The following is a 25,156-nucleotide window of genomic DNA, read 5'->3' as shown; positions in this document are numbered from 1 at the left end:
TGGTGGGTCTGACAAGACTTGAACTTGTGACCCCACGCTTATCAAGCGTGTGCTCTAACCAACTGAGCTACAGACCCTCAGATACATCAATGAAGAACAACTTGTTGTGGATTCTTACCAATCGTCAATCTTTCGTTAAGGAGGTGATCCAGCCGCAGGTTCCCCTACGGCTACCTTGTTACGACTTCACCCCAGTCATTGGCCACACCGTGGTGAACGTCCTCCCGAGGGTTAGACTATCCACTTCTGGTGCAACAAACTCCCATGGTGTGACGGGCGGTGTGTACAAGGCCCGGGAACGTATTCACCGCGGCATTCTGATCCGCGATTACTAGCGATTCCGACTTCATGGAGTCGAGTTGCAGACTCCAATCCGGACTACGATCGGCTTTTTGAGATTAGCATCACATCGCTGTGTAGCAACCCTTTGTACCGACCATTGTAGCACGTGTGTAGCCCTGGCCGTAAGGGCCATGATGACTTGACGTCGTCCCCGCCTTCCTCCAGTTTGTCACTGGCAGTATCCTTAAAGTTCCCACCCGAAGTGCTGGCAAATAAGGAAAAGGGTTGCGCTCGTTGCGGGACTTAACCCAACATCTCACGACACGAGCTGACGACAGCCATGCAGCACCTGTATCAGAGTTCCCGAAGGCACCAATCCATCTCTGGAAAGTTCTCTGTATGTCAAGGCCAGGTAAGGTTCTTCGCGTTGCATCGAATTAAACCACATGCTCCACCGCTTGTGCGGGCCCCCGTCAATTCATTTGAGTTTTAGTCTTGCGACCGTACTCCCCAGGCGGTCTACTTATCGCGTTAGCTGCGCCACTAAAGCCTCAAAGGCCCCAACGGCTAGTAGACATCGTTTACGGCATGGACTACCAGGGTATCTAATCCTGTTTGCTCCCCATGCTTTCGCACCTCAGCGTCAGTATTAGGCCAGATGGCTGCCTTCGCCATCGGTATTCCTCCAGATCTCTACGCATTTCACCGCTACACCTGGAATTCTACCATCCTCTCCTATACTCTAGCCCCCCAGTATCGAATGCAATTCCCAAGTTAAGCTCGGGGATTTCACATCCGACTTAAAGAGCCGCCTACGCGCGCTTTACGCCCAGTAAATCCGATTAACGCTCGCACCCTCTGTATTACCGCGGCTGCTGGCACAGAGTTAGCCGGTGCTTATTCTGCGAGTAACGTCCAGCACTCCTGGGTATTAACCAGGGTACTCTCCTCCTCGCTTAAAGTGCTTTACAACCAAAAGGCCTTCTTCACACACGCGGCATGGCTGGATCAGGGTTCCCCCCATTGTCCAATATTCCCCACTGCTGCCTCCCGTAGGAGTCTGGGCCGTGTCTCAGTCCCAGTGTGACGGATCATCCTCTCAGACCCGTTACAGATCGTCGCCTTGGTAGGCCTTTACCCCACCAACTAGCTAATCTGACTTAGGCTCATCTATTAGCGCAAGGTCACAAGTGATCCCCTGCTTTCCCCCGTAGGGCGTATGCGGTATTAGCGCTCCTTTCGGAACGTTGTCCCCCACTAATAGGCAGATTCCTAAGTATTACTCACCCGTCCGCCGCTAGGTTCCAGTAGCAAGCTACCTTCGCCCCGCTCGACTTGCATGTGTTAAGCCTGCCGCCAGCGTTCAATCTGAGCCATGATCAAACTCTTCAGTTTAAAATCAGTAGTGCCTAAAGGACACCAATCTTGGCTCATCAATTTTCTGACAAATTCTCTCAAATAAACTTCGAGTAATTTAAACCAATCAATCAATGATAATATTTCGATCAATCAACCAGTAAAAATCCACACAAGTTGTTCTTCATAATCTCTTAATGATCTTCTTAAAACCTCGTCAGTTTTAAGTCCAACTTAATGACTTAACTTTTCGTTTGGTGCATTGCGTTGGTGTGCTGCGTATTCTATACAGTTTCAAAACGAGCGCAAGTGCTTTTCTTAAAAATATTCAAAAAACGCCACTACCTGCTTACTTTTTAACCCAAAAAGTTATTTTTAACACTTTTTCAGAGTTTTTCTAGCTACTTCTGCATTTAAACTTTAAGCAAATGTGAATTTGCTCAAACTTCTTAAATAAAAAAGGATCAAAATTACTGTTGATCCTTATCTCCTAACTCTTAAAAGCTTAATTAGCCTGTTCAGCAAGCCACGCCATGAATTTCTGGCGTTCACTCTTAGATGCTTTTTTCCATAACTCAACCATTTGCTGATCACTACTGCTATTTAGAGCCAAGCTCTGTTGAGCTGATACCGTTGCAACCACAGGTTTAACTGTATGTTGTGTATATATAGCTGCGGGTTGATTGACTGGTATTGTAACTTCCCCTCCACTTAAGTCGTTGGCATTATCCCAACCCCCACCTCCAAACCATCGTTTAGAAGAGGCTTTTGCTCCTGCTTGCTGAACCAATAGTTGCTGATTAGCATTATATAAACCGATAATAGGTTGATCTTTATACGCTTTCGCTTCATCAAAATCTTGTGGTGCATTAATTAAGGCCAGGTTATAAGCCTCGCCATCTTTTAATTCTGGAGTTTTGATCGTTACCACGCCCGATTTTAAAATATCATGTGAACTATCATGATGTTGAAAGAACTCATTATAGCGAGCGCTAATCGTATTCACGCCCGGATCAATTTTATAAGTCTGATTTGAACGTAATAAGCCTGAATTTACCTTCTGATCATTCACCGCAACAATTTTAATTTCTTCAGGTACAGTTAAAGTGACCATTGAAAAAGCTGACGTACTGCCAAGTAATGCCATTGTCACTGTTGTGATACGTAAACCCATACTCTCTACTCATTGAATGATTCTTAAAAGTTCAGTTGCACTATGCCGTGTATAAATGTCAACTTTATGACAAACATTTCATTTATATTGCAGTTGCATCAATCTGGAAATTTTAGAAACGACAAATATAAAAAAAGAAGCAACAATGTGCTTCTTTTTAGCTTTCCACCCAATTATGCAAAAATCTTAAAGCGATCAGCATCATCTACAAAGGTTTTTTCACCCGCTGGCGCTTCGATTGAACCAAAGACCAACTGAGCACGCAGCTTCCAATTAGATGGCACATTAAAAGTTTTGGCAACTTCTTCATCAATAATTGGATTATAGTGTTGCAAGGAAGCCCCAATATTTCTTTCTGCTAATGCTGTCCAGGTTGCGAACTGAGCAATACCCGTAGAATGTTCTGACCAGTCCGGAAAGTGATCTGCATAGAGTGCAAACTGTTCTTGCAGAGATTTTACAATATCTTGATCTTCATAAAATAATGCTGTGCCATAACCCGCTGCAAAACCGTTAATTTTGGTATTGGTACCTTCAAAAGCCTCAGCAGATATGAGATCACGTAAGGTTTCGCGAACAATATTCCAGAACTTTTCATGTGACTCACCGAACAGAATCACGACACGTGAAGTTTGGGAGTTAAAAGCTGACGGGCTATGCTTGACTGCATCTTTAATAATGTTTTCAATTTCTGCCTGTTCCAGGCTCACGTTTTTACCAATTGCATAAATAGTACGACGTTGTTTGATCTCATTCAAAAATGCCATGAATCCACCTTTATCTATTCTGTTTATTAAAATTAATAAAGCCATCTTAGGCATTTTTCTGCTTTTAAACAGCCTTATTTCAATAACAATGCGTTTTATTTATAGAACATTCTTTATAGCACTAAAATTGATGAATTGTATCTGGCGCCTTGACCCCCTCGTCTTGCTTGACATAATTTAAATTTAGCTAAAAACCTGAAAAAACTCCTGCTCCGGCTGCTTTACTTTTTCTGCGATAGTTTCTTCAATTGAACCAAAACATAATTGAGCCCGCAGCAGCCAGTTTGGATCTATTTGAAAATGCTCACCAACCCGGCGATCAATCTGCGGGTTATAATGCTGTAGTGAAGCCCCCACGCCAGCAGATGCAAGAGCCGTCCAGGCTGCGTATTGCACCATACCCGAACTTTGCTCAGACCAGACCAGAAAGTCTTCTGCGCTGAATGGTACTTTCTTTTGTAGCTGCTGAATCACTTGCTGATCTTCATAGAATAAGATCGCCCCCAAGGCATTTCGGCACTGATTTAGCTTAACTTCAACGCCTTCATAAATCTGGGGAGGTACATACTGTCGTTGTACATCTTTTACAATATCCCAGAACTGATGATGTGAATCACCAAATAACACCACGACTCGCGCAGTTTGTGCATTATATGCGGAAGGGCAGCTTTTTACGGCTTCCTCAATCAGTTCGGTCAAATAGGCCTGACTGTGCTGCACCCGTTTTCCTAATTGATAAATACTACGGCGTTTTTTTAACTGTTCAACAAATGGTATCTGCTGATGTTCAGATATTTTTTGTTTTCTTGAAATTTTAAAATCTTTAGTTAAATCGGTTGTTAATACATGACCAATCTTGTTAAGCAATGCCATCTTATCCCCCAAAGCCCGAGCTATATTACATCTGGCAAATTCCCTACAATTATAATGGCTTTAAGTCAGCAGATTAGTTTTCTGAAATTTCTAGTGTTGTTTTTTAAAACACTTAATTTCTTTAAAAACAATAAACTCCGCATTTAGCGGAGTTTATGTGATGCAGCCTGCATTCCTTATTTTTCAGTTTCAAAAAGCGCAGCTACAAAAGACTTGGCCGAGAAAGGACGTAAGTCATCAATTTTCTCACCCACCCCAATAAAACGAATGGGTACATGAGTGCGGCTAGCGATATTAAACAACACCCCACCTTTAGCTGTACCATCGAGTTTGGTGATGGTTAAGCCGGTTAAGCCGACTGCTTCATCAAACATTTCAACCTGGTTAATCGCATTTTGACCTGTACCGGCATCGACCACCAGCATGACTTCATGAGGTGCAGTCGCATCAATTTTCTGCATAACACGTTTTACTTTGGTCAACTCCTGCATCAAGTGACCTTTGTTATGCAAACGTCCGGCAGTATCAGCAATCAACACGTCCACGCCTTTGGCACGTGCACTTTCAAATGCATCGAAAATGACAGAGGCAGAGTCAGCACCATGACCTTGGGCCACAACCTGAATATTATTACGCTCACCCCAGATTTGTAATTGCTCGGTTGCCGCAGCACGGAAAGTATCGCCCGCCGCCAGCATGACTTTTTTACCTTCACCTTGCAAACGTTTTGCCAGCTTACCGATAGTTGTAGTTTTACCTACGCCATTCACCCCCACCACCAAAATCACATATGGTGATTTGTTCGGATCAATGTGCAGAGGCTTGACACGTGGCGCCAGCAAAGCCACCAGTTCTTCCTGAAGTGCCTTATAAAGTGAATGTGAATAAATCAGATCACCACGTGCAGTACGTTCCGTCAGGTTGGCAATAATTGTTTTAGTGGCTTCTACTCCAATATCTGCCACTAATAACTGCTCTTCGACTTCCTCTAATAGCTCATCATCAATTTCTTTACCACCAATCAGGATATTCACCATACCATCCGCAAGGTTTTTACGGGTCTTGGTTAATCCTTCTTTCATCCGACTAAAGAAACCACCCTTTGCAGCAGATTCTTCTGCCTGAACTTCCTCTGCTCCAGGTGTCGATGGGAGGGTCTCACTGCCCTGTGTCTCCACTGATGCTTCTACAATCGGCACATTAACCGCAGGTAAACTCGGTAATGTGACATCATCATCTCCGATATCAGCATCAATCAAAAATTTGTTTTGCCCAGTAGATTGCTGTTGCATGCCGAATCCTTGAAAAGCATTGCGTTAAAAAATAGGATTCTACCATAACTTGGGCCTTTTTGAGCTAGCAATCCAATCGCCCAACAAAGACAGCAAAAAGTTACAAGCTGTGGTTGCTTTCAGTCCGACATTTATTAAAAATAACGATAAATACAAATATATTCAGGAAGATCGAGTGTTCAACTCCCGACTTACCACTTCCTCTTATTTTAAATTACTCAGACAGAGTTTTTATCCTGTCACCACTCTTCTCATAAGTTTGGGTTTAACCCAAGCTTATGCTCAAACCAGCAGTGAACTTTCACGTACGACTTTTGAAACCACTTTAAGCAATGGTTTAAAAGTGATTATCCGGGAAGATCATCGCGCGCCCATGGTGATGACCCATATCTGGTACAAAGTAGGCAGCTCAGACGAATCCGGCAATATTCTGGGTGTATCTCATGTCCTGGAACATATGATGTTCAAAGGCACAGCCAAGGTTCCCAATGATGAATTTACTCGCCTTAGCCGAATTTATGGTGGCAGCATCAATGCAGCAACCTTTACCAATTACACCAATTATTATCAGCTTTATCCCAAAGCCTACTTTCCCTTAGCGCTGGAACTTGAAGCTGATCGCATGAGTAATCTTTTATTAAGGCAACAGGACTTCAAACCTGAAATCAAAGTAGTCATGGAAGAACGGCGTCAACGTACCGAAGACAATCCTCTCGCACGTGCTTTTGAACGCTTTAAATGGATTAGTTATCCTACCAGTCATTATCGCCAGCCAGTGATTGGCCATATGAAAACTTTGAATAATATTCAGTTAAATGATGTGAAAAAATGGTATCGGGACTGGTATACACCCAACAATGCCATTCTGGTGATTGTCGGAGATGTTGAATCAGAAACTGCATTGCAGCAGGTACAAAAATATTTTGGCGATATTCCTTCACGCCCTACACCACCCCGTAATGATGTACTGGAATTTGAACAGCCGGGCTATCGGCATATGGAAATAACCACCGATGTACAGGTACCAAACCTGTATATGACCTGGAATGTAAAGTCTCTAGCGAGTGCCGAAAATCCCCAAGATGCCTATACCCTCAGTATCATTCGCAGCCTGCTGGATAGTGGGATTTCTTCACGCTTGCAAGATCGTTTAGTACGTGATCGCAAAGTCTTGACCTCTGTTAACGCCACTTATGATCCTTATAATCGCGGTGACAGTATTTTTGGAATTTCAGCTTTGCCAGCCCCTGACATTTCTCTGGAAGAAGCACAAACAGCCATTCAGCAGGAAATTGAACTGTTAAAAACTCAGATAGTTTCCACACAGGAACTTGAACGCATCAGCACGCGCTTTATCTCTAGTTTAATCTACAGCCAGGATGATATTGCCGGGCAGGCAAAAATCATAGGCAATCTGGAGGTCAACGGTTTAAGTTACCGCTTGATTGATGCATTACCCACACACTATGCAAGTGTCAGTGCCGAAGATATCCAGCATGTAGCAAATACCTACTTTGTGCGTGATAATCTGAGTACGCTCTACATTATACCTGAACAGAAAAGCCAACAATAATGACGCATATGCCTTCTATTCGCTGTTTTCTTTTGCTAGTCAGTGTGAGTTTTAGTCCTACTCTATGGGCAGAAAGTTATTTAAGTGCCGAAGTTGGTGTAAACAGCTCTCCTGATCAGTTGACATCAGTTCCACTATTGCAAAGTTTAAAGAAGCTGAATTTAGAACAGACCTTCCAGGCACCTCATATTCATGATCTCAACAATCGTTACAAGGTACGCACCCTGTTTGTAGAAACTCGAGATCTGCCGATGGTCGATATTCAGCTGACTTTTAATGCGGGCGCAGCACGTGATCAGGAAATTGCACCCGGCTTATACGGACTATCAAATATGGCAGCCAAGTTGATGCGTGAAGGTACAGAAGATTATACCGCCAATCAGATTGCTGCCGTACTTGATCAGGCTGGTGCACAATTGAGTATGCAAGCTTATCGGGATATGTTCATTGTCCATTTACGTTCACTATCCGATCCTCAAAAGCTGGAACCTGCCTTAAGCATGATGATGGAAATACTGAATCATGCCTCCTTTAAAAGCTCCAGTATTAACCTTGTCTTAAGTAATACCCAGGTGGGCCAGAAACAGCTACAAGAAAATCCAAGCCGCTTAATGAACATCCGTTTCTACCGTACACTTTATGGTAAACACCCATATGCAGAACCAATTAGTGGGACGCAAGGCAGTACCAGAAAAATAACAGCCGACTTGTTGAAAAAATTTCGTGATCAGTTTGTGGTCGCACAGAATATGAATATTGCGATTACCGGAAAACTCACTCCAAAACAGGCATTAAATTTATCAGAACGCATTGCAGGCAACATACGGCAAGGTTCAAAAGCTGCACCTTTACCTGAACCTGAACTCAAAACTGGTCTGGAGGTGGCACATTTACCCTATCAGTCTTCGCAGGCGTATGTCATTTTCGGGCATTTAGGACCAACACGCTCTAGTGAAGACCGTCTGGCGCTTGAAGTCGCTAACCGGATGTTTGGCGGCGGAGGCTTTCACTCGGTCTTGATGCAGGAGTTACGCATCAAACGAGGCTTTACTTATAGTGCCAACAGCTCCTTTACTTTTAGTCAGGCACCGGGGGTATTTAGTTTTCAATATTCTACCCGGCAGGATCAACTTCTTGAGAGTATACAAGTCGCGCATCGGGCATTTATTGATTTTGTCCGGCAACCTATTGATCAAAAGCGCCTGGAGGAAACCAAGGCCGGCATGTTGCGCGCCTTTCCTAACAACTACAGTAGCAATGCAACCATTAATGCCCAGTTGGGCACAATGGGCTTTTATGATGAGAAAGCAGATTATTTATCTAGCTATCCTGAGCGACTCAGCAAAATCAGTGCAAGGGATGTACAAGATTCAGTGCGCAAGCACTTACATCCGGAAAATGTCAGCCTAGTAATAGTCAGCAAGGAGCTGGACAGTGCTCAACTAAAAATGCACCTGCAACACAATCTGCTTGAGACCCGTTCTGGTGAAGTAGTATCCAGTAAAAACTAGGGATTTTCTAGAGAGATTGGTGGCAGCTGATGCGCACGTAAAGACTCTCGCTGATAGGCGTGCATCAGTTTCAGATATTGTCCTCGGGAAATCTGCTCTTGCTTTAATAGCAGCTGTGCCATGTCCTGGGTTTGTGGCAAGTTATGCTGCTCGGACAATTGCAGCAACTGATTCAACTGCGCCGCTGTTAAAGGACGATACAATGCAAAGGTGGCTAGAGCTAAAATCACCACAACAATAAAAATCACAACCGTATTATAAATTTGTTCAAGCTGAATCTTGCTGAAAAAATCACTAATTTTTTTGCTATCTATAGCCATACACTACCTCAAGTTAAAAGTAGTGTATGGCTGCAGTTACTGAAGTTCAAGTCATGAATCCGAATATCCATCACCTGCTGAAATGCTATACAGCGATTAATTCAGCCGCTCAAACACACTCCAGGCAATGACAAACGCTACCAGAGCAAGCACCAGGAAAATTGCAAATTTGCTTAGACCTGCCTCTGCTTCTGGTGGATGCCAGCGGTCTTCTGTTGCAATTCGAACCAGTTCAGTATTGTAGAGTTTATAAAACTGTGCTCGCTGATTCTCATCCAGGGCACGGGTGAAATCATAAACTTCTTTACGCTGAGCCAGACCAAAATGCCCTAAATGTGCATGCCTATCATAAATCACATTATCGAGTTTCTGGCGATGTAAGTCTGCAAGCTGGAGGACCTGACCAGCTGTAGGTGGCATGTCAAAAGTAATACCATCCAATATTCTTGTGCTCATCATTTTTCTCCTTTCTTGTTTCTTGTCTTATTAAAATTTATACTATTAAAAATTATAAGTGTGTATAGTTTAATCATGTAAACTATAATACTGATAACAAAGCTTCAACAATAATTGACTTTTCAATCATTCTGTAATATTAGTTTAATAATACTTAGCTATACTTGTATGTAGACTTAGTTAAAGTCGATCCTGTAATCATAATTAAAATTAAGGAGTTTTTATATGATACAACAAATCTCTCAACATGACTTAGAGCATCTGTATGCTGATGCAGTCAATACGATCCAATCACAAATGAACTTTGTAGATGCAGTCAAACAACTAGAAGATGCAGCGCGTGCTGGTCATGGTAAAGCAGCTCTCTTTTTAGCAGAACTGTATTACCAAGGTTTTCGTGTAGAACGGGATTCTCTTAAAGCCCAGTACTGGCAGAGTATGGCCACGATGCAAGCATAAAAAAACGTCACCTCGGTGGCGTTTTTTTCACCTTATATTTCAATAAACTACTAACACTTACATACTTTATTACGATTGCTTGCAAAGCTGAAACAGTAATTTCATACAGATTTCCTAAAATAGCACCCAAGTCCAATACGTACTTTACTCTAATGACAATACCTAAGCTGACCTATCCCAATCTTATTCAGTACAATCCGATCTGCAAAAAAAATTTGCTGAAAGTGACTATGCTCAAATCCCTGATGTATTGTGGCATCCTGTGGGGCGTCTATCATCAGGGTTGGGCCATGATGCGGGATCATGAGGATTGTATCTTTCCATTTTGGCTTAACCCTTTAGATGCTAAAAATTATGCCAAACAGCACTGGCCAAATTATGAGCCACGCAAAATCAATTCAGAGGATTTTGAGAACAATCTGCTGCCTACCCTAACGCGCCTTAATGTAATTCCTGCTCTATGTAATCCAAACGGATCAAAACTGAAATTAACTACAGAACAGATGCGTTACTTATTTTTTTCTCAACAGAGACTGCACATTGCCTGAATAACATGTTATTTATAAAGACTAAACTAAGAAGCAGCTAGCGATAATCAGTTTATATTTCTTCTAAAACCAATAATAAATGAACGAAAGGATCCAATAGAATGACCAATGTGGCACAAGTGCTTAAAGCCAAAGTACACCAGGTAATTTATACCATTCATCCAGATGCAACCGTACTAGAAGCCATCACTCTAATGGCAGATAAAGGAATTGGTGCGGTGGTCGTGACTCAGGAAGACAAAGTGGTCGGCATTCTGTCAGAGCGGGATTACACTCGTAAAATTGCCCTTATGCAAAGATCTTCTGTCGATACAACCGTGAATGAAATTATGACGCCTAAAGTGATTACTGTAACTACAGGCAGCACAGTCGAAAACTGTCTGGAGCTGATGACTGATCATCATTTACGTCACCTGCCTGTGGTTGAAAATGAAAAGCTGATAGGCCTGATTTCAATTGGTGATCTGGTCAAAGCAACCATGGAAGATCAACGGCAATTGATTGATCAACTACAACAATATATTTCGGGCTAAGCTTTCTTTAAAGTATTCAAAGAAATCTCATTCCAACTATTCATTATTGGCTTGTAATGATTTTAAAATGATGAGATATAAAAAAAGATCCCAGCACTAGGCTGGGATCTTTAGCTGAACTCAGGCTATTAATTTAAGCCTAATTTCTCTGCAACATAGTCTGAATCTTTATCACCACGGCCAGACAGGTTCACCACAACTTTTGTCTCTTTTGACAGCTTGCCCGCTTCACGAATCGCCCAGGCAACTGCATGTGAGCTTTCCAAAGCCGGAACAATTCCTTCCACCCGTGACAAGGTCATAAAGGCATCCAGACATTCCTGATCTGTCGCTGTAGTGTATTCTACCCGCCCCAAATCCTTAAGCAGGCTATGCTGCGGGCCCACACCCGGATAATCCAGGCCTGAGGCAATTGAATGCACAGGCAAAGGCTCACCTTGTTCATCTTCTAGCACATAGCAGGCCATACCATGCAACTGGCTCGGCTTACCCAAAGTCAAGGTTGCTGAATGCATATCGGTATTCAGACCATGACCTGCCGGTTCCACTCCAATCAGTTTGACTTCGGGATTATTTAAAAAAGCACTAAATGCACCTACAGCATTTGAACCGCCGCCGACACAGGCAACCACATAATCCGGGTTTGCACCAAAACGTTCATACGTTTGAACTTTAATTTCTTCACCAATAATGGACTGGAAATCACGCACCATCATTGGGAATGGATGTGGCCCTACCACAGAACCAATCGCATAAATAAAATTTTTCGGATCTTTTAAATATTCCTCAAAGGCACTATCAACCGCATCTTTTAAAGTTGCGGTACCACGAGTCACAGTCACCAGATGAGCACCCAGAATTTTCATCTTGACAACGTTTGGATGTTCCTTTTCGATGTCCACCTGTCCCATGTGGATTTCACATGGAATACCAACCAAGGCACATGCCGTAGCCAGTGCCACACCATGCTGGCCTGCTCCGGTTTCAGCAATGACTTTGGTCTTTCCCATATATTTGGCTAAAAGTGCCTCACCCAGACAGTGATTGATTTTATGAGCACCCATATGGTTCAGGTCTTCGCGTTTTAAATAGATCTGCGCACCGCCCAATTGCTCAGAGAGACGCTTGGCGTGAAATAAAGGACTCGGACGGCCTACATAATGAGCAAACAGCTCTTTCAGTTCATTTTGAAATTCTTCAGTCTGGCGAATTTCCTGATAGGCAACATTAATATCATTCATGGCCTGTTTTAAATCAGGCGGAATAAACTGACCACCATATTGGCCAAAGAAGCCTTCTTCATTTGGCAGCGCAATGCCATTAATTTGATGATCCATAGCAATCCTTAACTGTGAAATATAGATGAGCACTCAATTGCTTTACTTTATAATAGTGAAAGCAACAGCTTGAGCAATCAAAACTTAAATCATTGATATAAAAAAATAAATTAACGAGCCAGATATTTGGTCATATCTTCAATACCCTTTAAGGTCATCGGGAACATATGCCCCTCAAAGATCTGCCTGATGAGTCCGATGGTATGGGTGTAATGCCAGTATCTTTCTTCTTCCGGATTGAGCCAGGCGGTTTTATCAAAATGCTGACGCAGTCGCTGTAACCAGACCTGCCCGGCCTCGTCATTCATATATTCAACTGAGCCGCCCACCGAATTCAATTCATAAGGCGCCATACTGGCATCACCCACCACAATTACCCGATAGTCTCGGCCATAAGTATTGAACAGATCCCAGGTATTCATGCGTGAACTGGAACGCCGAACATTATCTTTCCAGACGTAGTCATACAGACAGTTATGGAAATAGAAATACTCAAGGGTCTTAAATTCGGTCTTGGCTGCACTAAACAGCTTTTCACACTGGGCAATGTGCGCATCCATGGAACCACCGATATCAAACAGCATCAGCACTTTAATACGGTTACGGCGCTCTGGTACCAGCTGTACATCCAGAATGCCCTGCTTGGCTGTTTCACGAATCGTACCATCAATATCCAGCTCTTCCGCTGCACCCTGACGGGCAAATTTACGCAAACGGCGCAGCGCCATTTGCATTTGCCGGCTACCCAGAAGCTGGTCATCATCCAGATTACGATATTGACGCTGCTCCCAGACTTTTACCGCAGAGCGTTTACGCCCTGGCCCGCCAATCCGTACACCTTCCGGATGATCACCATAGGCACCAAAGGGAGAAGTCCCGCCCGTGCCAATCATTTTGTTACCACCCTGATGTTTTTTATGCTGTTCGCGCAGACGCTCTTCCAGCATTTTCATCAGCTCTTCCAGCGAACCGGCTTTTCTCAGCTCTTCACGCTGTTCAGGGGTCAGATGCTTTTCCAGTAATTCCAGGTCAAACCAGTCTTTAGGCAGTTTGTGCACCTGATTCAACAGCTCATCCAGATCAAAGGTTGAAATACCATCAAAATAGTCTTTCATGGCGCGATCAAACTTGTCGAAATAGCGCTCATCCTTAACCATGATAGTTTTGGCCAGCTGATAGAATTCATCCTGATCAGCAAAGACAATTCCGGCAGCTACTGCCTGATTCAGGTCAATCAGTTCACGGGTCGAAACCGGCACACCATAGCGGCGCAAGGTATAAAACAGTCGCACAAACATGCCTGTTTCCCCCTAACGGCGTGACATAAAGGCTAGACGCTCAAGCAGCTGTACATCCTGCTCGTTTTTGATGAGTGCGCCGTAGAGTGGCGGAATGGCTTTGGTTTTATCAGTATTACGCAGCACACCTTCCGGCATGTCGTCGGCCATGAGCAGGCTGAGCCAGTCAATCAGTTCAGAGGTTGAAGGTGGTTTTTTTAAACCGGGAATCTGACGTAATTTAAAGAAAACTTGTAAAGCTTCATTCACCAATGTGGCAGAGATATTCTCGAAATGCACATCGATGATTTCGCGCATGGTGGCTTCATCCGGGAATTCGATATAGTGGAAGAAACAACGGCGCAGAAATGCATCTGGCAATTCTTTTTCATTATTTGAGGTAATGATGACGATTGGACGCTGGGTCGCAGTAATGGTCTCACCAGTTTCGTAAACATAGAACGACATTTTATCGAGTTCATGCAACAAATCATTTGGAAACTCGATATCGGCCTTGTCAATTTCATCAATCAGCAGAACACAGCGCTCTTCACTGGTAAAAGCTTCCCAGAGTTTACCTGGTTTGATGTAGTTTTTAATATCATAGACCCGGTCATCGCCCAGCTGGCTATCACGCAAACGAGAAACTGCATCATATTCATACAATCCCTGTTGTGCCTTGGTGGTCGACTTGATATGCCAGGTAATCAGCTTCAATCCCAAACTGTGTGCCACCTGTTCAGCCAGCAGGGTTTTACCGGTCCCTGGCTCACCTTTGACCAGTAAAGGCTTTTGCAAACTACGCGCAGCTTTTACGGCCAGCTTTAGACTGTCAGTCGCAATGTACTGATCTGTACCTGAAAATTGTTGAATATCAGCAGACATGATTTAACCTTATTTTTTTACTTACAACGGTGAACTTTTCTTGTTTAAAGTCGTATCCGGTTTTTTCGATATATAACTGGACCAGCAATAGCCAATCACACATCCAAGGCCAATGACAAATAAAATAAGTGACGCATTAATCCAAACCAGCTCCTGCTCCTTGGTTAAAACCCCAAATAGCAGACCGAAAATTGCCGGGGCAACCGAGGCATTCGGGCCTTCAGAAACGGTGGGGGTTAATAAAACCGCGAAGGCCAGTAACCATAAAAAACTGCCCATTACTCTCGGCAGGCGTCTGGTTACCCCATACCAGCAAAGCAAGGCAATCAGGCTGCCAAGCAGATACACGGCTACTGCAATACTCTGTTCAGGAATTGAATCTAATACGTTTACATAACCATTCATCTCACAACTCCTGAATTCATATTAGGCACCACGCAATCCTTCAGGCGCTACTGCATTTGGATTAATCAGGCCTTCTGGCGGCATTTGCAAAAAGAAACCGCGAGTCACAATGGAGTCCATTACATGCAGGACATTGGCACGCGCCAGTTTGCGCGATTCACTCAATTCAAGGTGCATGACAAAAGTTGCACGCCCAAATGCTACACGTACCGGCTCAGACAAGACTTCGAGCGGCTCAAATGTTTCTTCAGTTTCGCCCTCATCTGCAGGACGCGCCACATAAAGATACATTTCATCTTTTTTACTGGATTTGTAGATAGACACTTGCATGTTTTAAACGACTTTTCTTAAAAAACAACCGCAAGGATACATTAAAAAAAAGACAGATACATTAGCCTTGCCGAATGCATCAGTCGTGATTTTGTATAATTGCTTTATCTTTAATCAATTCTTCCCCAGTCATTCCGTGACTTTCATCTGGGTCGAAAGATAAGATTCATCCTCATGCAGCACCCGAAGTAGCGGCAAGGTCAGCAGTTCATAGCGCCAGCCTAGCAGATAATCCGGCAGCTCCTGCTCATCCTTATGAAAGACTACATGTTGATACAGGGCATTTAGCCATTTTTTACGCATCAGCACTTCCTTAGGGATGGTGGTTTCAGCAGAGACCTGCTGAATAAGCAGATCAATTTTATCGCCAACCTCTCTGGAAGAATGACGGATTGGACGAGCCAGACGTAATGGCCAGTCCGACTGTTCTGGCAGGAATTTCAATAAGTCCAGAATCGTTTTACCATGATCACGTACAATATTGGCACGTATGTCTTTCACCTGACTCAACTGGAAATTATTGCGCGGAAATTTCTCAACCAGATCAATCATGGTCACATTTTTCAGAATAAAACTGCGTGGCTGATTTAAAGCCTTGGCAATCTGTTCACGCCAAACCGCCAGCTGCTGTAATTGCATAAGCTGACGGCGAGAATGCCGATAATTCCCCACATCCTGATACAGCAAGGCAGTCGGTGTTTCTTCCCCTATTTCCCGGGTCAGGAACTGACAATCCTGCAAGGCAAAATCAAGTAGGGATTTGCTGTTTAAATCCAGCTTGATTTTTTCAGCCAATTGCATCAGATAATGCACATCATTGGCCGCATACAGTAACTGTTCGCTACTTAAAGGACGCGCCAGCCAGTTGGAGCGGGTCTGGTCTTTTTCAATATCTATTTCCAGCATCTGCTTCAGGGCATTCTGGTAGCTGACTTGCAGACCATGCCCCAAAAATGACATCCCTACCTGCGTATCAAAAACATTCTCCAGTGCTTTTTGCTGGGTATAATGATAAATCAGGTCGATGTCTTCGCTACAGGCGTGAAAAACATTCTGTTGGGCATTAAAAATCTTGTGCAAAAACTCAGTCAGATCCAGAGTCGTTCCATCCAGAAGATAAACCTGATTGTCGACATTGATCTGAAAAACACCGAGTTTGGGCCACAGGGTATCTACCTTGATAAACTCGGTATCCAGACCATAGATTGAATTTTGATCCATTAAATCCAGAACAGGATACAGGTCGTTTTGGTGTTGAATAAACTGAAACATAAAGGCTGAGTCTAAGAATAGATGCTCGATAGCGGAATACTAGCTAATATATAAAATATTTATATAAAAAAACATACTTAATGCGACTAATTATCTAAAATAATTTACTTTGTAAGGGCTAGTTAGGTATAAATTAATATCTTTTTCCTATTAAACTCACACCCTTTCAATAATACAAATTTTATTTAATCCTCATGCGGTTATGCACGGCCTGACTCAGCGTATGACTGTCCACATACTCCAGTTCGCCCCCTTGAGGCACACCTTGGGCAATACGCGTCATCTGCACCGCTAAATGCTTGCTGGCTTCAACCAGATAGTGTGCTGTTGCCTGTCCTTCTACAGTCGCATTGGTGGCCAGGATCACTTCCTTAATCTGCCCTTGACTTAAACGCTGCAGTAAATAAGGAATGCCAATTTCTTCCGGCCCAATCCCGTCAAGTGGTGACAAGTGCCCACCCAAAACATGATATTTACCCCGGAAGCTGCCACTTTGCTCAATAGCCATCACATCGGCAGGTGATTCTACCACGCACAGCAATTCATCATCTCGTTCCAAGGAGGTACAGATATTACAGACCTCATCTTCGGTCAGCGAATGACAAATAGAACACTCATGAATATGATTGGTCGCCTCAGTCAAGGCATGTGCCAGACCGATCGCACCTTCACGGTTTTTCATGATCAGGTGCAAAGCCATACGCTGAGCCGATTTCGGCCCAACGCTTGGCAAAATGCGTAATGCTTGAACGAGTTGATCAAAACGATCACTAAACATTGCGCACTCTTCCTTAGAATAAACCAGCCAGACCTGGTGGCAAGCCCATGCCTGAGTTTGCTGCCTTCATGCGCTCTTCTGAAATGGCTTCAGCCTGACGTGCTGCATCATTCATAGCAGCTGCAATCAGGTCTTCGATCATGTCAGGATCGTCCTGAAGAAGCTCAGGATTAATTTCGATACGTTTCACTACATTACGTGCAGTCATGGTTACTTTTACCAAACCACCACCAGCCTCAGCATGCACTTCAGTTTGCGCAAGCTCTTCTTTGGCCTTTTTCACGTTGTTTTCAACTTCTTTTTGCATGCGCTGAGCTTGCTGCATCAACATATTAATGTTCATAAAAATCTCCGAACATATATTTATAAAATTAAATTAGATCTAAACCGCGTGTAATGTCACGGATAATATCATCAATCTCTTCCAAACCGACAGAAATGCGAATTAAACCTTCGCAAATACCTGCTGCAGCTTTGGCTTCTGGAGACAGTTTGCCATGCGTGGTGGTTGCCGGATGAGTAATAGTTGACTTGACATCACCCAAATTACCGGTAATTGAGATAAAGTTTGTATTATCAATTACTTTCCATGCACCTTCACGGCCCGCCTTCACCACAAAAGAGACTATACCGCCAAAACCAGTTTGCTGTTTTGCTGCCAGCTCATGACCAACATGCTCAGGCAGGCCTGCATAATAGACTTTTTCTACTTTCGGATGCGCATTCAGGAACTCGGCTAATTTTTGTGCATTGGCAGAGTGTTCACGCATACGTAAGCGCAATGTTTCCAGACCTTTCAAAAAGACCCAGGCATTAAACGGACTCATGGATGGACCCGTCGTGCGTACATAACCGAAAACCTCTTCAAGCAGCTTATGGTTCCCCACAACTGCACCACCCAGAGCACGCCCCTGACCATCCAGATATTTAGTCGCAGAATACACCACCAAGTCTGCACCAAATTTGATGGGTTGTTGTAATACAGGCGTACAGAAGCTGTTATCAATTGCTAGCAAGGCATCATTTGCATGCGCAATATCTGCTAGCACCGGAATATCCGCCACTTCTGCCAAAGGATTTGATGGAGATTCAACAAAGAGCAGTCTGGTTTCTGGCTTAATAGCATTGTTCCAAGCCGCTATATCATGCAGGTCGACGAAATCTACAGCCACGCCAAATTTAGCCACGTATTTTTCAAACAAAGATACAGTCGAGCCAAATACTGCACGTGAACAGATCACATGATCGCCTGCTTTTAAAAAAGCCATTGCCACGGCCATAATGGCTGCCATACCTGAACTGGTAGCAACGGCGCGCTCTGCACCTTCGAGTGCAGCCAGACGTTTTTCAAAAGTGGCCACAGTTGGATTGGTAAAGCGGGAGTAGATATTGCCCGGTTCCTGGCCTGAAAATTTTGCTGCCGCTTCGGCCGCATTCTCATAGACAAATGAAGATGTTAGAAAAATCGGTTCGCCGTGCTCGCCTTCAAAACTACGGGTATGACCGGTACGAATGGCTAAGGTTTCTAACTGGTAGGAAATATCATCTTGCTGGCTCATCACTTTACCCCAGTCCAAGGGACTGCCTTTTGTAAAAATTTGCCAACATTTTGAGCGCCTAAGCTATTTCAGGTCAAGGTATAATAAGCAAATATTGCTTAGACTTCGATCAAATCTTCCCGAATACGGATAATTTATTTACATGATTCAATTAAAACAAAATATTCAGCGCCAGCGGAAAAAATTAAAACATCTTAATGCGCGTCTGTTTAATTCATCTACCCTGATTCTTTCGCAAAAAACACCTTTTGAATATATTGCCGCCACTGAATTCTGCAAGATTCGTTATTATGCCTCTCCTGACAAGAAATATCGTGAGCCACTGGTCTTTATCGCGCCACTCGCAATCAATATGGATATTTACGACCTTTATCCTTATCGTTCCCTAGTCAAACATTTTCAGCATAGTGGCTTTGAGGTGTATTTGGTGGAATGGAAACGTTTTCGTTATAAACATCGCCATTTAAATTTCCTATCCTTTGTTGACGGCGCAATTCCGCAAGCAATTGAGCGCATTTGTACTCATTCTGGCAGCCAGTTTATTTCGTTGCATGGCTGGAGTATGGCCGGAATTTTTGTCACGCTCTATACTGCCCTGCATTCACCCGAACATGTTAAAAATCTGATCGTACTCGGCAGCCCGATTGACAGCTATGCTTCTGGTCGTATTGGTAAACTGTTTAGGAGCGCCAATCAGTTAATTTCTAAAAATAAAAACTTGCAACATACCCTCTATCAAGGCCTGATTCCAAAACTCTATATCCATTCACCGGGGGTCCTCAATGCGCTTGGTTTTAAATTACTGGACCCTGTTGGCTGGTTTAAAAGCCAGAAGCAGTTTTTACTGAATCTGGAAAATGTAGAAGATGTCTATGAACATGCCACCATGGGCAATTTTCTTAACAAAATGATTGATTATCCTGGTGGAATCAATCAGGACATGATGCTGAATTTATGGTTACAGAATCCTCTGAAAGAAGGCTCTATGACTTTAAAGGGGCAAACCATCGACCTAAAAAATATCAACTGCTCCTTGTTGGTAGGCGCAGGCCAAACCGACCAGATTGTCACCAAGCACTCAGCTAAGCCTTTGATGGAATTGACAAGCAGTACCGATAAGACGTTTACTCTTATCCCAGGGGGCCATTTGGGGCTGATGTCTAACCAGAAAGCGGCCAATACATTCTGGCCTAAATTAACCGCTTGGCTGGCACACCGCTCCACACGACTTGATGCCTGACCGCTCGGGGATCCCAGAGTCTTTTAAAATTAGCTTTAAATCAGAAAGAATATTCAGAGGATAAACATGATTCAGTCAGTGGCTTTTATTGGTTTGGGTGCAATGGGTTATCGTATGGCAGCACATCTGCCCAAGCATTTCGATACAGTCTATGTCTGGAACCGGACTTTTGCCAAGGCTGAACAACATGCCGCTGAATATGCTACACAGGCGGTTGCTCTGGAGCAGGCTGTTCAGGCTGATATTATTTTCTCCTGCCTCCCCACCAGTGCGGATGTTGAACATCTCTTAAAAGACCTGCCGCTTAAAGCAGGTTCTATCTGGGTAGATTGTACCAGTGGTGTGCCTGAATCCGCTCGTAAACTGGTCACTCAACTGAGTGATCAGGGCGTTATTTTTCTGGATGCGCCGGTAAGCGGCCAGACGATTGGCGCTGAAAATGCCACGTTAACCGTGATGGTCGGCGGTGATGCCCAAGGCTTTGAAAAAGCTCTGCCAGCCATGCAGGCTTTTGGCAAGCTAATCAAGCATGTCGGGGAATCCGGCTCTGGTTTTGCAGTCAAAGCGATGAATAATATGTTAATGGCCGCTCACCTTTGCGCAGCGGCCGAAGGCTTGACCACCTTAAAAGCACACCGTGTTAATCTGAGTGAAGCACTGGATTGTATTAATGCATCGAGCGGTAAAAGTATGGTGACTGAAACCGTGATTCCACAGCGTATTTTAAATCGCAGTTTCCCGCTAACCTTTGCTCTGCCTTTATTAGCCAAAGACACAGGCATTGCCATAGATCTGGCGCAAGAAGCCAAACTTTCAGTACCTGTTCTGGCGCTGGCACAGAATCTGATTCAGGCGGCAAACAGCTTATCAGATAAAAATAGTGATTTTTCAACTGCCGTGAAAATGTATGAATCATGGAGTAAAATTACCATTGAGTAATATCTCGCCATTGAATAATGATAATAAAACCACATATTGTGACTATAAAGCAGTCACACTGAGTGAATAAGCTAGAGGAAATTGCTATGAAAAAATTATCTGTTGCAGTATTAGTAGGTTTTGCAACATTGTTTGGGGCTTCAACATCGGTACTTGCATCTGAACAGGAATGCAAAAAACTGAAAAATGATCATGATGTCATTTATGCATCTAAAGGCTTCTGTTTTAAAGATCCTGAAGCCAAGGCCAAGTTTGGTAATGACAATTGCTATACCACCAAGCCAAAATTCTCTGAAAAAGAGCAACAACGGCTTGACGCGATCAAGGAACGTCAGAAAGAATTGAACTGTAAATAATACAGTTTCAATAATTTCAAGGAATGTAACTATGACTTATGATGATCAGAATATTTTTGCACGAATTTTACGTGGTGAGCTTCCTGCCATTAAAGTGTATGAAGATGACCAGGTTCTTGCATTCATGGACATTATGCCTCAGGCAGATGGTCATACCCTGATCATTCCCAAAACGCCAGCAATAACGCTGCTGGATCTGCCAGCAGAAACAGCAGCCTATACCATTCAGATCGTACAGAAAATTGCGAAAGCTATTGAGAAAGGTTTAGGCGTAGATGGAATTGTCTTGATGCAGTTGTCTGGTGCAGCTGCAGGTCAAACCGTACCACATGTGCATTTCCATCTCGTACCGACTTCTCTGCATAACCTGGGCAAACATGCCGCACAGCTGGGTGATCAAGAGAAAATCAAGACGCTTGCTGAAAAAATTAAAGCTGCACTTTAAGTACGAAATCAATTTAAAGATGGAGCTAAATAGCTCCATTTTTGATGCTCTTTCAGGCACTATAATCTTTTATTTTTAATTATTTCAATCATGCGCTGAGACAATTCCAACCGCATTTAAGATTATAAATCAATCACCTCACTATAGTCCGCGGCTATTCGCTGTTCAAAAAATAAAATTTAATTGGCCATAAAAATTCTGTTGCTTGGGTGTGTATATTGACTCGGTTACTATGAGGCAATGGCAGCAGATTGTTAATTACGTTTCTTTTTCACTCACCTAAAAATCCTCTTAGAACTTACAACGCAGTTTTTGCTAGAATCCTGCTCAGAAGCTCAAACATCCGCTATCTAATGCTTGGTATTAGAAACTTGAACCCTGAGAAGGTACACTTACTCATTAGATTAATCAGGTTTCAAAAAGATTTAACGGGATTTGTCAGGATTTTTTTATGCAATTTATTGTAAATATTAATAGATTTAAGGGTGCTAAATAAGGTGAAAACAGAAAATATAATCCCTGACCTATCCACGCTTACACCGATGATGCAGCAGTACATGTCGGTCAAAATGCAACATCCACACTCATTGATGTTTTATCGGATGGGTGACTTCTATGAACTATTTTTTGAAGATGCCCATAAGGCTGCCAAAATTTTAGGTATTACCCTGACTCATCGCGGTAAAGCCAATGGCCAGCCGATTCCAATGGCTGGCGTACCTTTTCATGCAGCCGAAGGTTATCTGGCCCGTCTGGTAAAAAAAGGCGAAACTGTGGTGATCTGCGAGCAGATCGGTGAAGTTACAGGTAAAGGACCGGTCGAGCGTGGTGTGGTACGCATTATTACTCCAGGTACCTTAACGGATGATGCTCTCTTAGGCGCTCACCAATCTTCCAATCTGGTCGCCTTATGTATTCAGCAACAGCAGATCGGGATTGCACTCTTAGATCTGAGCGCAGGTCTCTTTAAAGTCCAGCAGCAGGACTATGACCTTAACCAGCTGGCCATTGAACTGGCACGCTTGATGCCAAGCGAAATTGTTTTAGATGAAAATATTGCAGATCCAGAGATCATTGAGCAACTTAAAAAACAGCTTGATGTGCCGGTGACCAAACGCCCGAATGTTGACTTCAACCTGAACAATGCTCAAAAAACTTTGTGTGACCAGTTTGCGGTCAGCACCCTTTCAGGATTTGGCATTGATCACTTGCCTTTGGCCAAAGCCGCCGCCGCTGCTTTAATTCACTATGCCAAAGAAACCCAGAAAACGGCTTTACCGCATATCCGCACGATTCAGCTGGAACAAAGCTCGGACTTTATTGCACTTGACCCTGTCACCCGTCGTAATCTGGAACTGATTGAACCGCTTTTTGACCATGGTACTTCACTGTTTCAACTGATCAATGACTGCCAGACGGCGATGGGGGGGCGCCTACTTAGCCGCACCCTGATGCAGCCTTTACGAGATACTGCGGTTTTAGATGAGCGACTGGATGCCACACAGGCCTTGCTGGACGGTTTTCATGAAACCCCTGTACGCCTGATATTAAAAGAAATCAGTGATATTGAGCGTGTATTAAGCCGGATTGCCTTAGGCAGTGCCCGTCCACGCGATCTGGTCCAACTGCGCCAGACCTGTGCACAAATCCCATTTTTAAGACATGCCCTGCAACCGGCAATCAGCCAACCACAATCTTTTTTGTTACAACAGCTAAATCAAGAGCTTGGGGATTTTCATGGTCTGCATCAGCGGCTTATGTCTGCGATCGTAGAGAATCCGCCCGTGTTACTGCGTGATGGCAATGTCATTGCGGAAGGTTTTGACAGCGAGCTGGATGAACTGCGTAAAATTCGTGATCATGCTGGTCAATTCCTGATTGATCTGGAAATCAGGGAGCGTGAACAAAGTGGTATTCCCAACTTGAAAATCGGTTACAACCGAGTGAGCGGCTATTATATTGAGCTGAATCGTTCGCAGGCAGAACAGGCACCTGAACATTATATCCGCCGTCAGACCCTGAAAAATGCCGAACGTTATATCACGCCAGAATTAAAGTCTTTTGAAGATAAGGTACTGTCTAGCGAATCTCGTGCGCTTGCCCGCGAAAAAATGCTGTTTGAAATGCTTCTGGATGAACTACGGCAAGATATTGGCAACTTACAGATGATGAGCAGTGCTATTGCCCAGATTGATCTGCTGGCAAACTTTGCCTATCAGGCACGACTGCGTAACTGGTCACGACCGACATTCAGTCCTGAAACTGGTGTTAAAATCATTGCTGGGCGCCATCCTGTGGTTGAAGCTTTAAGCAAAACTGCCTTCACCCCGAATGATACCAAGCTCGATTATGCACATCGCATGGCGATTATTACCGGCCCAAATATGGGGGGGAAATCGACCTTTATGCGCCAGACTGCCCTGATTGCCTTGCTGGCCTACTGCGGTAGTTATGTGCCCGCGCAATCGGCCGTACTTGGTCCGATTGACCGGATTTTTACCCGAATTGGCTCTGCAGATGACCTTTCTACTGGCAAATCAACTTTTATGGTGGAAATGACTGAAACTTCGCAGATTTTACATCATGCCACCAGCCAGTCACTGGTTCTGATGGATGAAGTCGGTCGCGGTACCAGTACTTATGACGGTTTGTCATTAGCCTGGGCTTGTGTACTTGATCTGACCAAGCGCATTCAATGCTTGTGCTTGTTCGCGACCCACTATTTCGAACTGACCGAACTTGACCGGGAAAAAGGTATCGACAATTACCATGTTACTGCCAAAGAACTGAATGGCAATCTGATCTTACTGCACAAAGTTCAACATGGTCCGGCCAGTCAGAGTCATGGCTTGCAGGTCGCCAAACTGGCTGGCATTCCTGCGGCAGTCATTAAAGAAGCACAAAATCGTCTGAAAGCTCTGGAAAAGCAGCATCAGGTGAAACCTTTCAGTCCACAGCATGACCTGTTTTCCGAACCTGAAATCGTGGAAAAGATCATTGAGGTTGAAAAAACATCGCCAGCGCTGGAGCTGCTGGAAGAGCTGGATATTGACAATCTGAGTCCACGTGAAGCGCTACAACAATTGTATGCTTTAAAAGATCTGATGAAACAACCAGGCTAACATCTTTGCCAGAACCCTGATTTTTCTAGGGTTCTGGTCATAAGTTTCCTCATTTTTAGCCATTTAT

Annotated in this window: 25 protein-coding genes, 1 tRNA gene and 1 rRNA gene; 10 read left to right on the top strand and 17 right to left on the bottom strand. The window is 43.7% G+C overall.

The window, feature by feature from the left end; translation table 11 throughout:
• The 6 genes from NI467_RS02560 to ftsY form a co-directional block, all read right to left on the bottom strand.
• Window positions 1-77: transfer RNA gene (locus tag NI467_RS02560), tRNA-Ile, on the bottom strand.
• Between the two features lie 59 nt (window positions 78-136).
• Window positions 137-1,677: ribosomal RNA gene (locus NI467_RS02555) — 16S ribosomal RNA — on the bottom strand.
• Between the two features lie 466 nt (window positions 1,678-2,143).
• Window positions 2,144-2,812, bottom strand: coding sequence for a DUF2057 family protein (locus NI467_RS02550; protein ID WP_253150727.1), 669 nt, complete (start codon window positions 2,810-2,812; stop codon window positions 2,144-2,146).
• A gap of 173 nt (window positions 2,813-2,985) precedes the next feature.
• The gene (locus NI467_RS02545) at window positions 2,986-3,579 is read right to left on the bottom strand and encodes a nitroreductase family protein (RefSeq protein ID WP_253150726.1); all 594 of its coding nucleotides are present in this window, start codon (window positions 3,577-3,579) and stop codon (window positions 2,986-2,988) included.
• Window positions 3,580-3,762: 183 nt separating this feature from the next.
• The gene (locus NI467_RS02540; protein WP_253150724.1) at window positions 3,763-4,452 is read right to left on the bottom strand and encodes a nitroreductase family protein; all 690 of its coding nucleotides are present in this window, start codon (window positions 4,450-4,452) and stop codon (window positions 3,763-3,765) included.
• A gap of 176 nt (window positions 4,453-4,628) precedes the next feature.
• Complete coding sequence (ftsY, locus tag NI467_RS02535; RefSeq protein ID WP_253150722.1) at window positions 4,629-5,744, bottom strand: signal recognition particle-docking protein FtsY; 1,116 nt, start codon at window positions 5,742-5,744, stop codon at window positions 4,629-4,631.
• Window positions 5,745-5,997: 253 nt separating this feature from the next.
• Between ftsY and NI467_RS02530 the strand changes: the two genes are divergently transcribed.
• A complete protein-coding gene (locus tag NI467_RS02530) occupies window positions 5,998-7,317 on the top strand; it encodes a M16 family metallopeptidase (protein ID WP_374982191.1) in 1,320 nt (439 codons plus the stop codon).
• Window positions 7,318-7,325: 8 nt separating this feature from the next.
• Complete coding sequence (locus NI467_RS02525) at window positions 7,326-8,828, top strand: pitrilysin family protein (RefSeq protein WP_253150738.1); 1,503 nt, start codon at window positions 7,326-7,328, stop codon at window positions 8,826-8,828.
• On the opposite strand, the gene NI467_RS02520 is transcribed toward NI467_RS02525, so the two are convergent.
• Window positions 8,825-9,148, bottom strand: coding sequence for a hypothetical protein (locus NI467_RS02520; RefSeq protein WP_253150719.1), 324 nt, complete (start codon window positions 9,146-9,148; stop codon window positions 8,825-8,827). The two genes, NI467_RS02525 and NI467_RS02520, sit on opposite strands and share 4 nt — an antisense overlap.
• Window positions 9,149-9,244: 96 nt before the next feature.
• Window positions 9,245-9,604, bottom strand: a complete 360-nt coding sequence (locus NI467_RS02515) for a hypothetical protein (protein ID WP_151203129.1) — start codon at window positions 9,602-9,604, stop codon at window positions 9,245-9,247.
• Between the two features lie 225 nt (window positions 9,605-9,829).
• Here NI467_RS02515 and NI467_RS02510 point away from each other — a divergent pair, with 225 nt between their 5' ends.
• The 3 genes from NI467_RS02510 to NI467_RS02500 all read left to right on the top strand — a co-directional run bounded on the left by NI467_RS02510 (window position 9,830) and on the right by NI467_RS02500 (window position 11,144).
• Entirely contained in the window at window positions 9,830-10,063 is a 234-nt protein-coding gene (locus NI467_RS02510; protein WP_151203130.1) for a hypothetical protein, read from the top strand.
• Between the two features lie 230 nt (window positions 10,064-10,293).
• Entirely contained in the window at window positions 10,294-10,611 is a 318-nt protein-coding gene (locus NI467_RS02505) for a DUF2750 domain-containing protein (protein ID WP_227548040.1), read from the top strand.
• Window positions 10,612-10,712: 101 nt separating this feature from the next.
• Window positions 10,713-11,144 carry a CBS domain-containing protein gene (locus tag NI467_RS02500; protein ID WP_151203132.1) on the top strand — a complete coding sequence of 144 codons (432 nt, stop codon included), beginning with the start codon at window positions 10,713-10,715 and terminating at the stop codon, window positions 11,142-11,144.
• A 128-nt stretch (window positions 11,145-11,272) separates the two neighbouring features.
• Here NI467_RS02500 and trpB read toward each other — a convergent pair whose 3' ends face one another.
• The 9 genes from trpB to NI467_RS02455 form a co-directional block, all read right to left on the bottom strand.
• Entirely contained in the window at window positions 11,273-12,481 is a 1,209-nt protein-coding gene (gene trpB, locus NI467_RS02495; protein ID WP_253150717.1) for a tryptophan synthase subunit beta, read from the bottom strand.
• A gap of 110 nt (window positions 12,482-12,591) precedes the next feature.
• The gene (locus tag NI467_RS02490) at window positions 12,592-13,779 is read right to left on the bottom strand and encodes a VWA domain-containing protein (RefSeq protein WP_253150715.1); all 1,188 of its coding nucleotides are present in this window, start codon (window positions 13,777-13,779) and stop codon (window positions 12,592-12,594) included.
• 12 nt (window positions 13,780-13,791) lie between these two features.
• The gene (locus NI467_RS02485) at window positions 13,792-14,643 is read right to left on the bottom strand and encodes a MoxR family ATPase (RefSeq protein ID WP_253150713.1); all 852 of its coding nucleotides are present in this window, start codon (window positions 14,641-14,643) and stop codon (window positions 13,792-13,794) included.
• Window positions 14,644-14,664: 21 nt separating this feature from the next.
• Complete coding sequence (locus NI467_RS02480; RefSeq protein ID WP_151203136.1) at window positions 14,665-15,048, bottom strand: hypothetical protein; 384 nt, start codon at window positions 15,046-15,048, stop codon at window positions 14,665-14,667.
• Between the two features lie 21 nt (window positions 15,049-15,069).
• Window positions 15,070-15,378 (bottom strand): YcgL domain-containing protein, encoded by a 309-nt coding sequence (locus NI467_RS02475; RefSeq protein WP_151203137.1) that lies wholly within the window; start codon window positions 15,376-15,378, stop codon window positions 15,070-15,072.
• Between the two features lie 129 nt (window positions 15,379-15,507).
• Window positions 15,508-16,650 carry an HRDC domain-containing protein gene (locus NI467_RS02470; protein WP_253150711.1) on the bottom strand — a complete coding sequence of 381 codons (1,143 nt, stop codon included), beginning with the start codon at window positions 16,648-16,650 and terminating at the stop codon, window positions 15,508-15,510.
• Window positions 16,651-16,831: 181 nt separating this feature from the next.
• Window positions 16,832-17,428 carry a recombination mediator RecR gene (recR, locus tag NI467_RS02465; RefSeq protein ID WP_151203139.1) on the bottom strand — a complete coding sequence of 199 codons (597 nt, stop codon included), beginning with the start codon at window positions 17,426-17,428 and terminating at the stop codon, window positions 16,832-16,834.
• A 13-nt stretch (window positions 17,429-17,441) separates the two neighbouring features.
• Complete coding sequence (locus NI467_RS02460; RefSeq protein ID WP_151208127.1) at window positions 17,442-17,771, bottom strand: YbaB/EbfC family nucleoid-associated protein; 330 nt, start codon at window positions 17,769-17,771, stop codon at window positions 17,442-17,444.
• Window positions 17,772-17,799: 28 nt separating this feature from the next.
• A complete protein-coding gene (locus NI467_RS02455) occupies window positions 17,800-18,987 on the bottom strand; it encodes an O-succinylhomoserine sulfhydrylase (RefSeq protein WP_253150709.1) in 1,188 nt (395 codons plus the stop codon).
• Window positions 18,988-19,129: 142 nt separating this feature from the next.
• Here NI467_RS02455 and NI467_RS02450 point away from each other — a divergent pair, with 142 nt between their 5' ends.
• The 5 genes from NI467_RS02450 to mutS all read left to right on the top strand — a co-directional run bounded on the left by NI467_RS02450 (window position 19,130) and on the right by mutS (window position 25,089).
• On the top strand, window positions 19,130-20,227 hold the full coding sequence (locus tag NI467_RS02450) for an alpha/beta fold hydrolase (protein ID WP_253150707.1): 1,098 nt from the start codon (window positions 19,130-19,132) through the stop codon (window positions 20,225-20,227).
• 66 nt (window positions 20,228-20,293) lie between these two features.
• Window positions 20,294-21,166 (top strand): NAD(P)-dependent oxidoreductase, encoded by an 873-nt coding sequence (locus NI467_RS02445; RefSeq protein ID WP_253150705.1) that lies wholly within the window; start codon window positions 20,294-20,296, stop codon window positions 21,164-21,166.
• Between the two features lie 86 nt (window positions 21,167-21,252).
• The gene (locus NI467_RS02440; RefSeq protein WP_151203144.1) at window positions 21,253-21,522 is read left to right on the top strand and encodes a YARHG domain-containing protein; all 270 of its coding nucleotides are present in this window, start codon (window positions 21,253-21,255) and stop codon (window positions 21,520-21,522) included.
• 31 nt (window positions 21,523-21,553) lie between these two features.
• Window positions 21,554-21,967, top strand: a complete 414-nt coding sequence (locus NI467_RS02435; protein ID WP_253150704.1) for an HIT family protein — start codon at window positions 21,554-21,556, stop codon at window positions 21,965-21,967.
• Window positions 21,968-22,509: 542 nt separating this feature from the next.
• A complete protein-coding gene (gene mutS / locus NI467_RS02430) occupies window positions 22,510-25,089 on the top strand; it encodes a DNA mismatch repair protein MutS (protein ID WP_258170001.1) in 2,580 nt (859 codons plus the stop codon).
• Window positions 25,090-25,156 lie beyond the last annotated feature (67 nt).

The sequence above is a fragment of the Acinetobacter sp. S4397-1 genome (genome assembly GCF_024129285.1).
In the GTDB taxonomy this organism is placed as follows: Bacteria; Pseudomonadota; Gammaproteobacteria; order Pseudomonadales; family Moraxellaceae; genus Acinetobacter; species Acinetobacter lwoffii_C.
The sequence above is the reverse complement of the archived record's forward strand: the minus strand, read 5'-3'. Positions and strand labels throughout refer to the sequence as shown.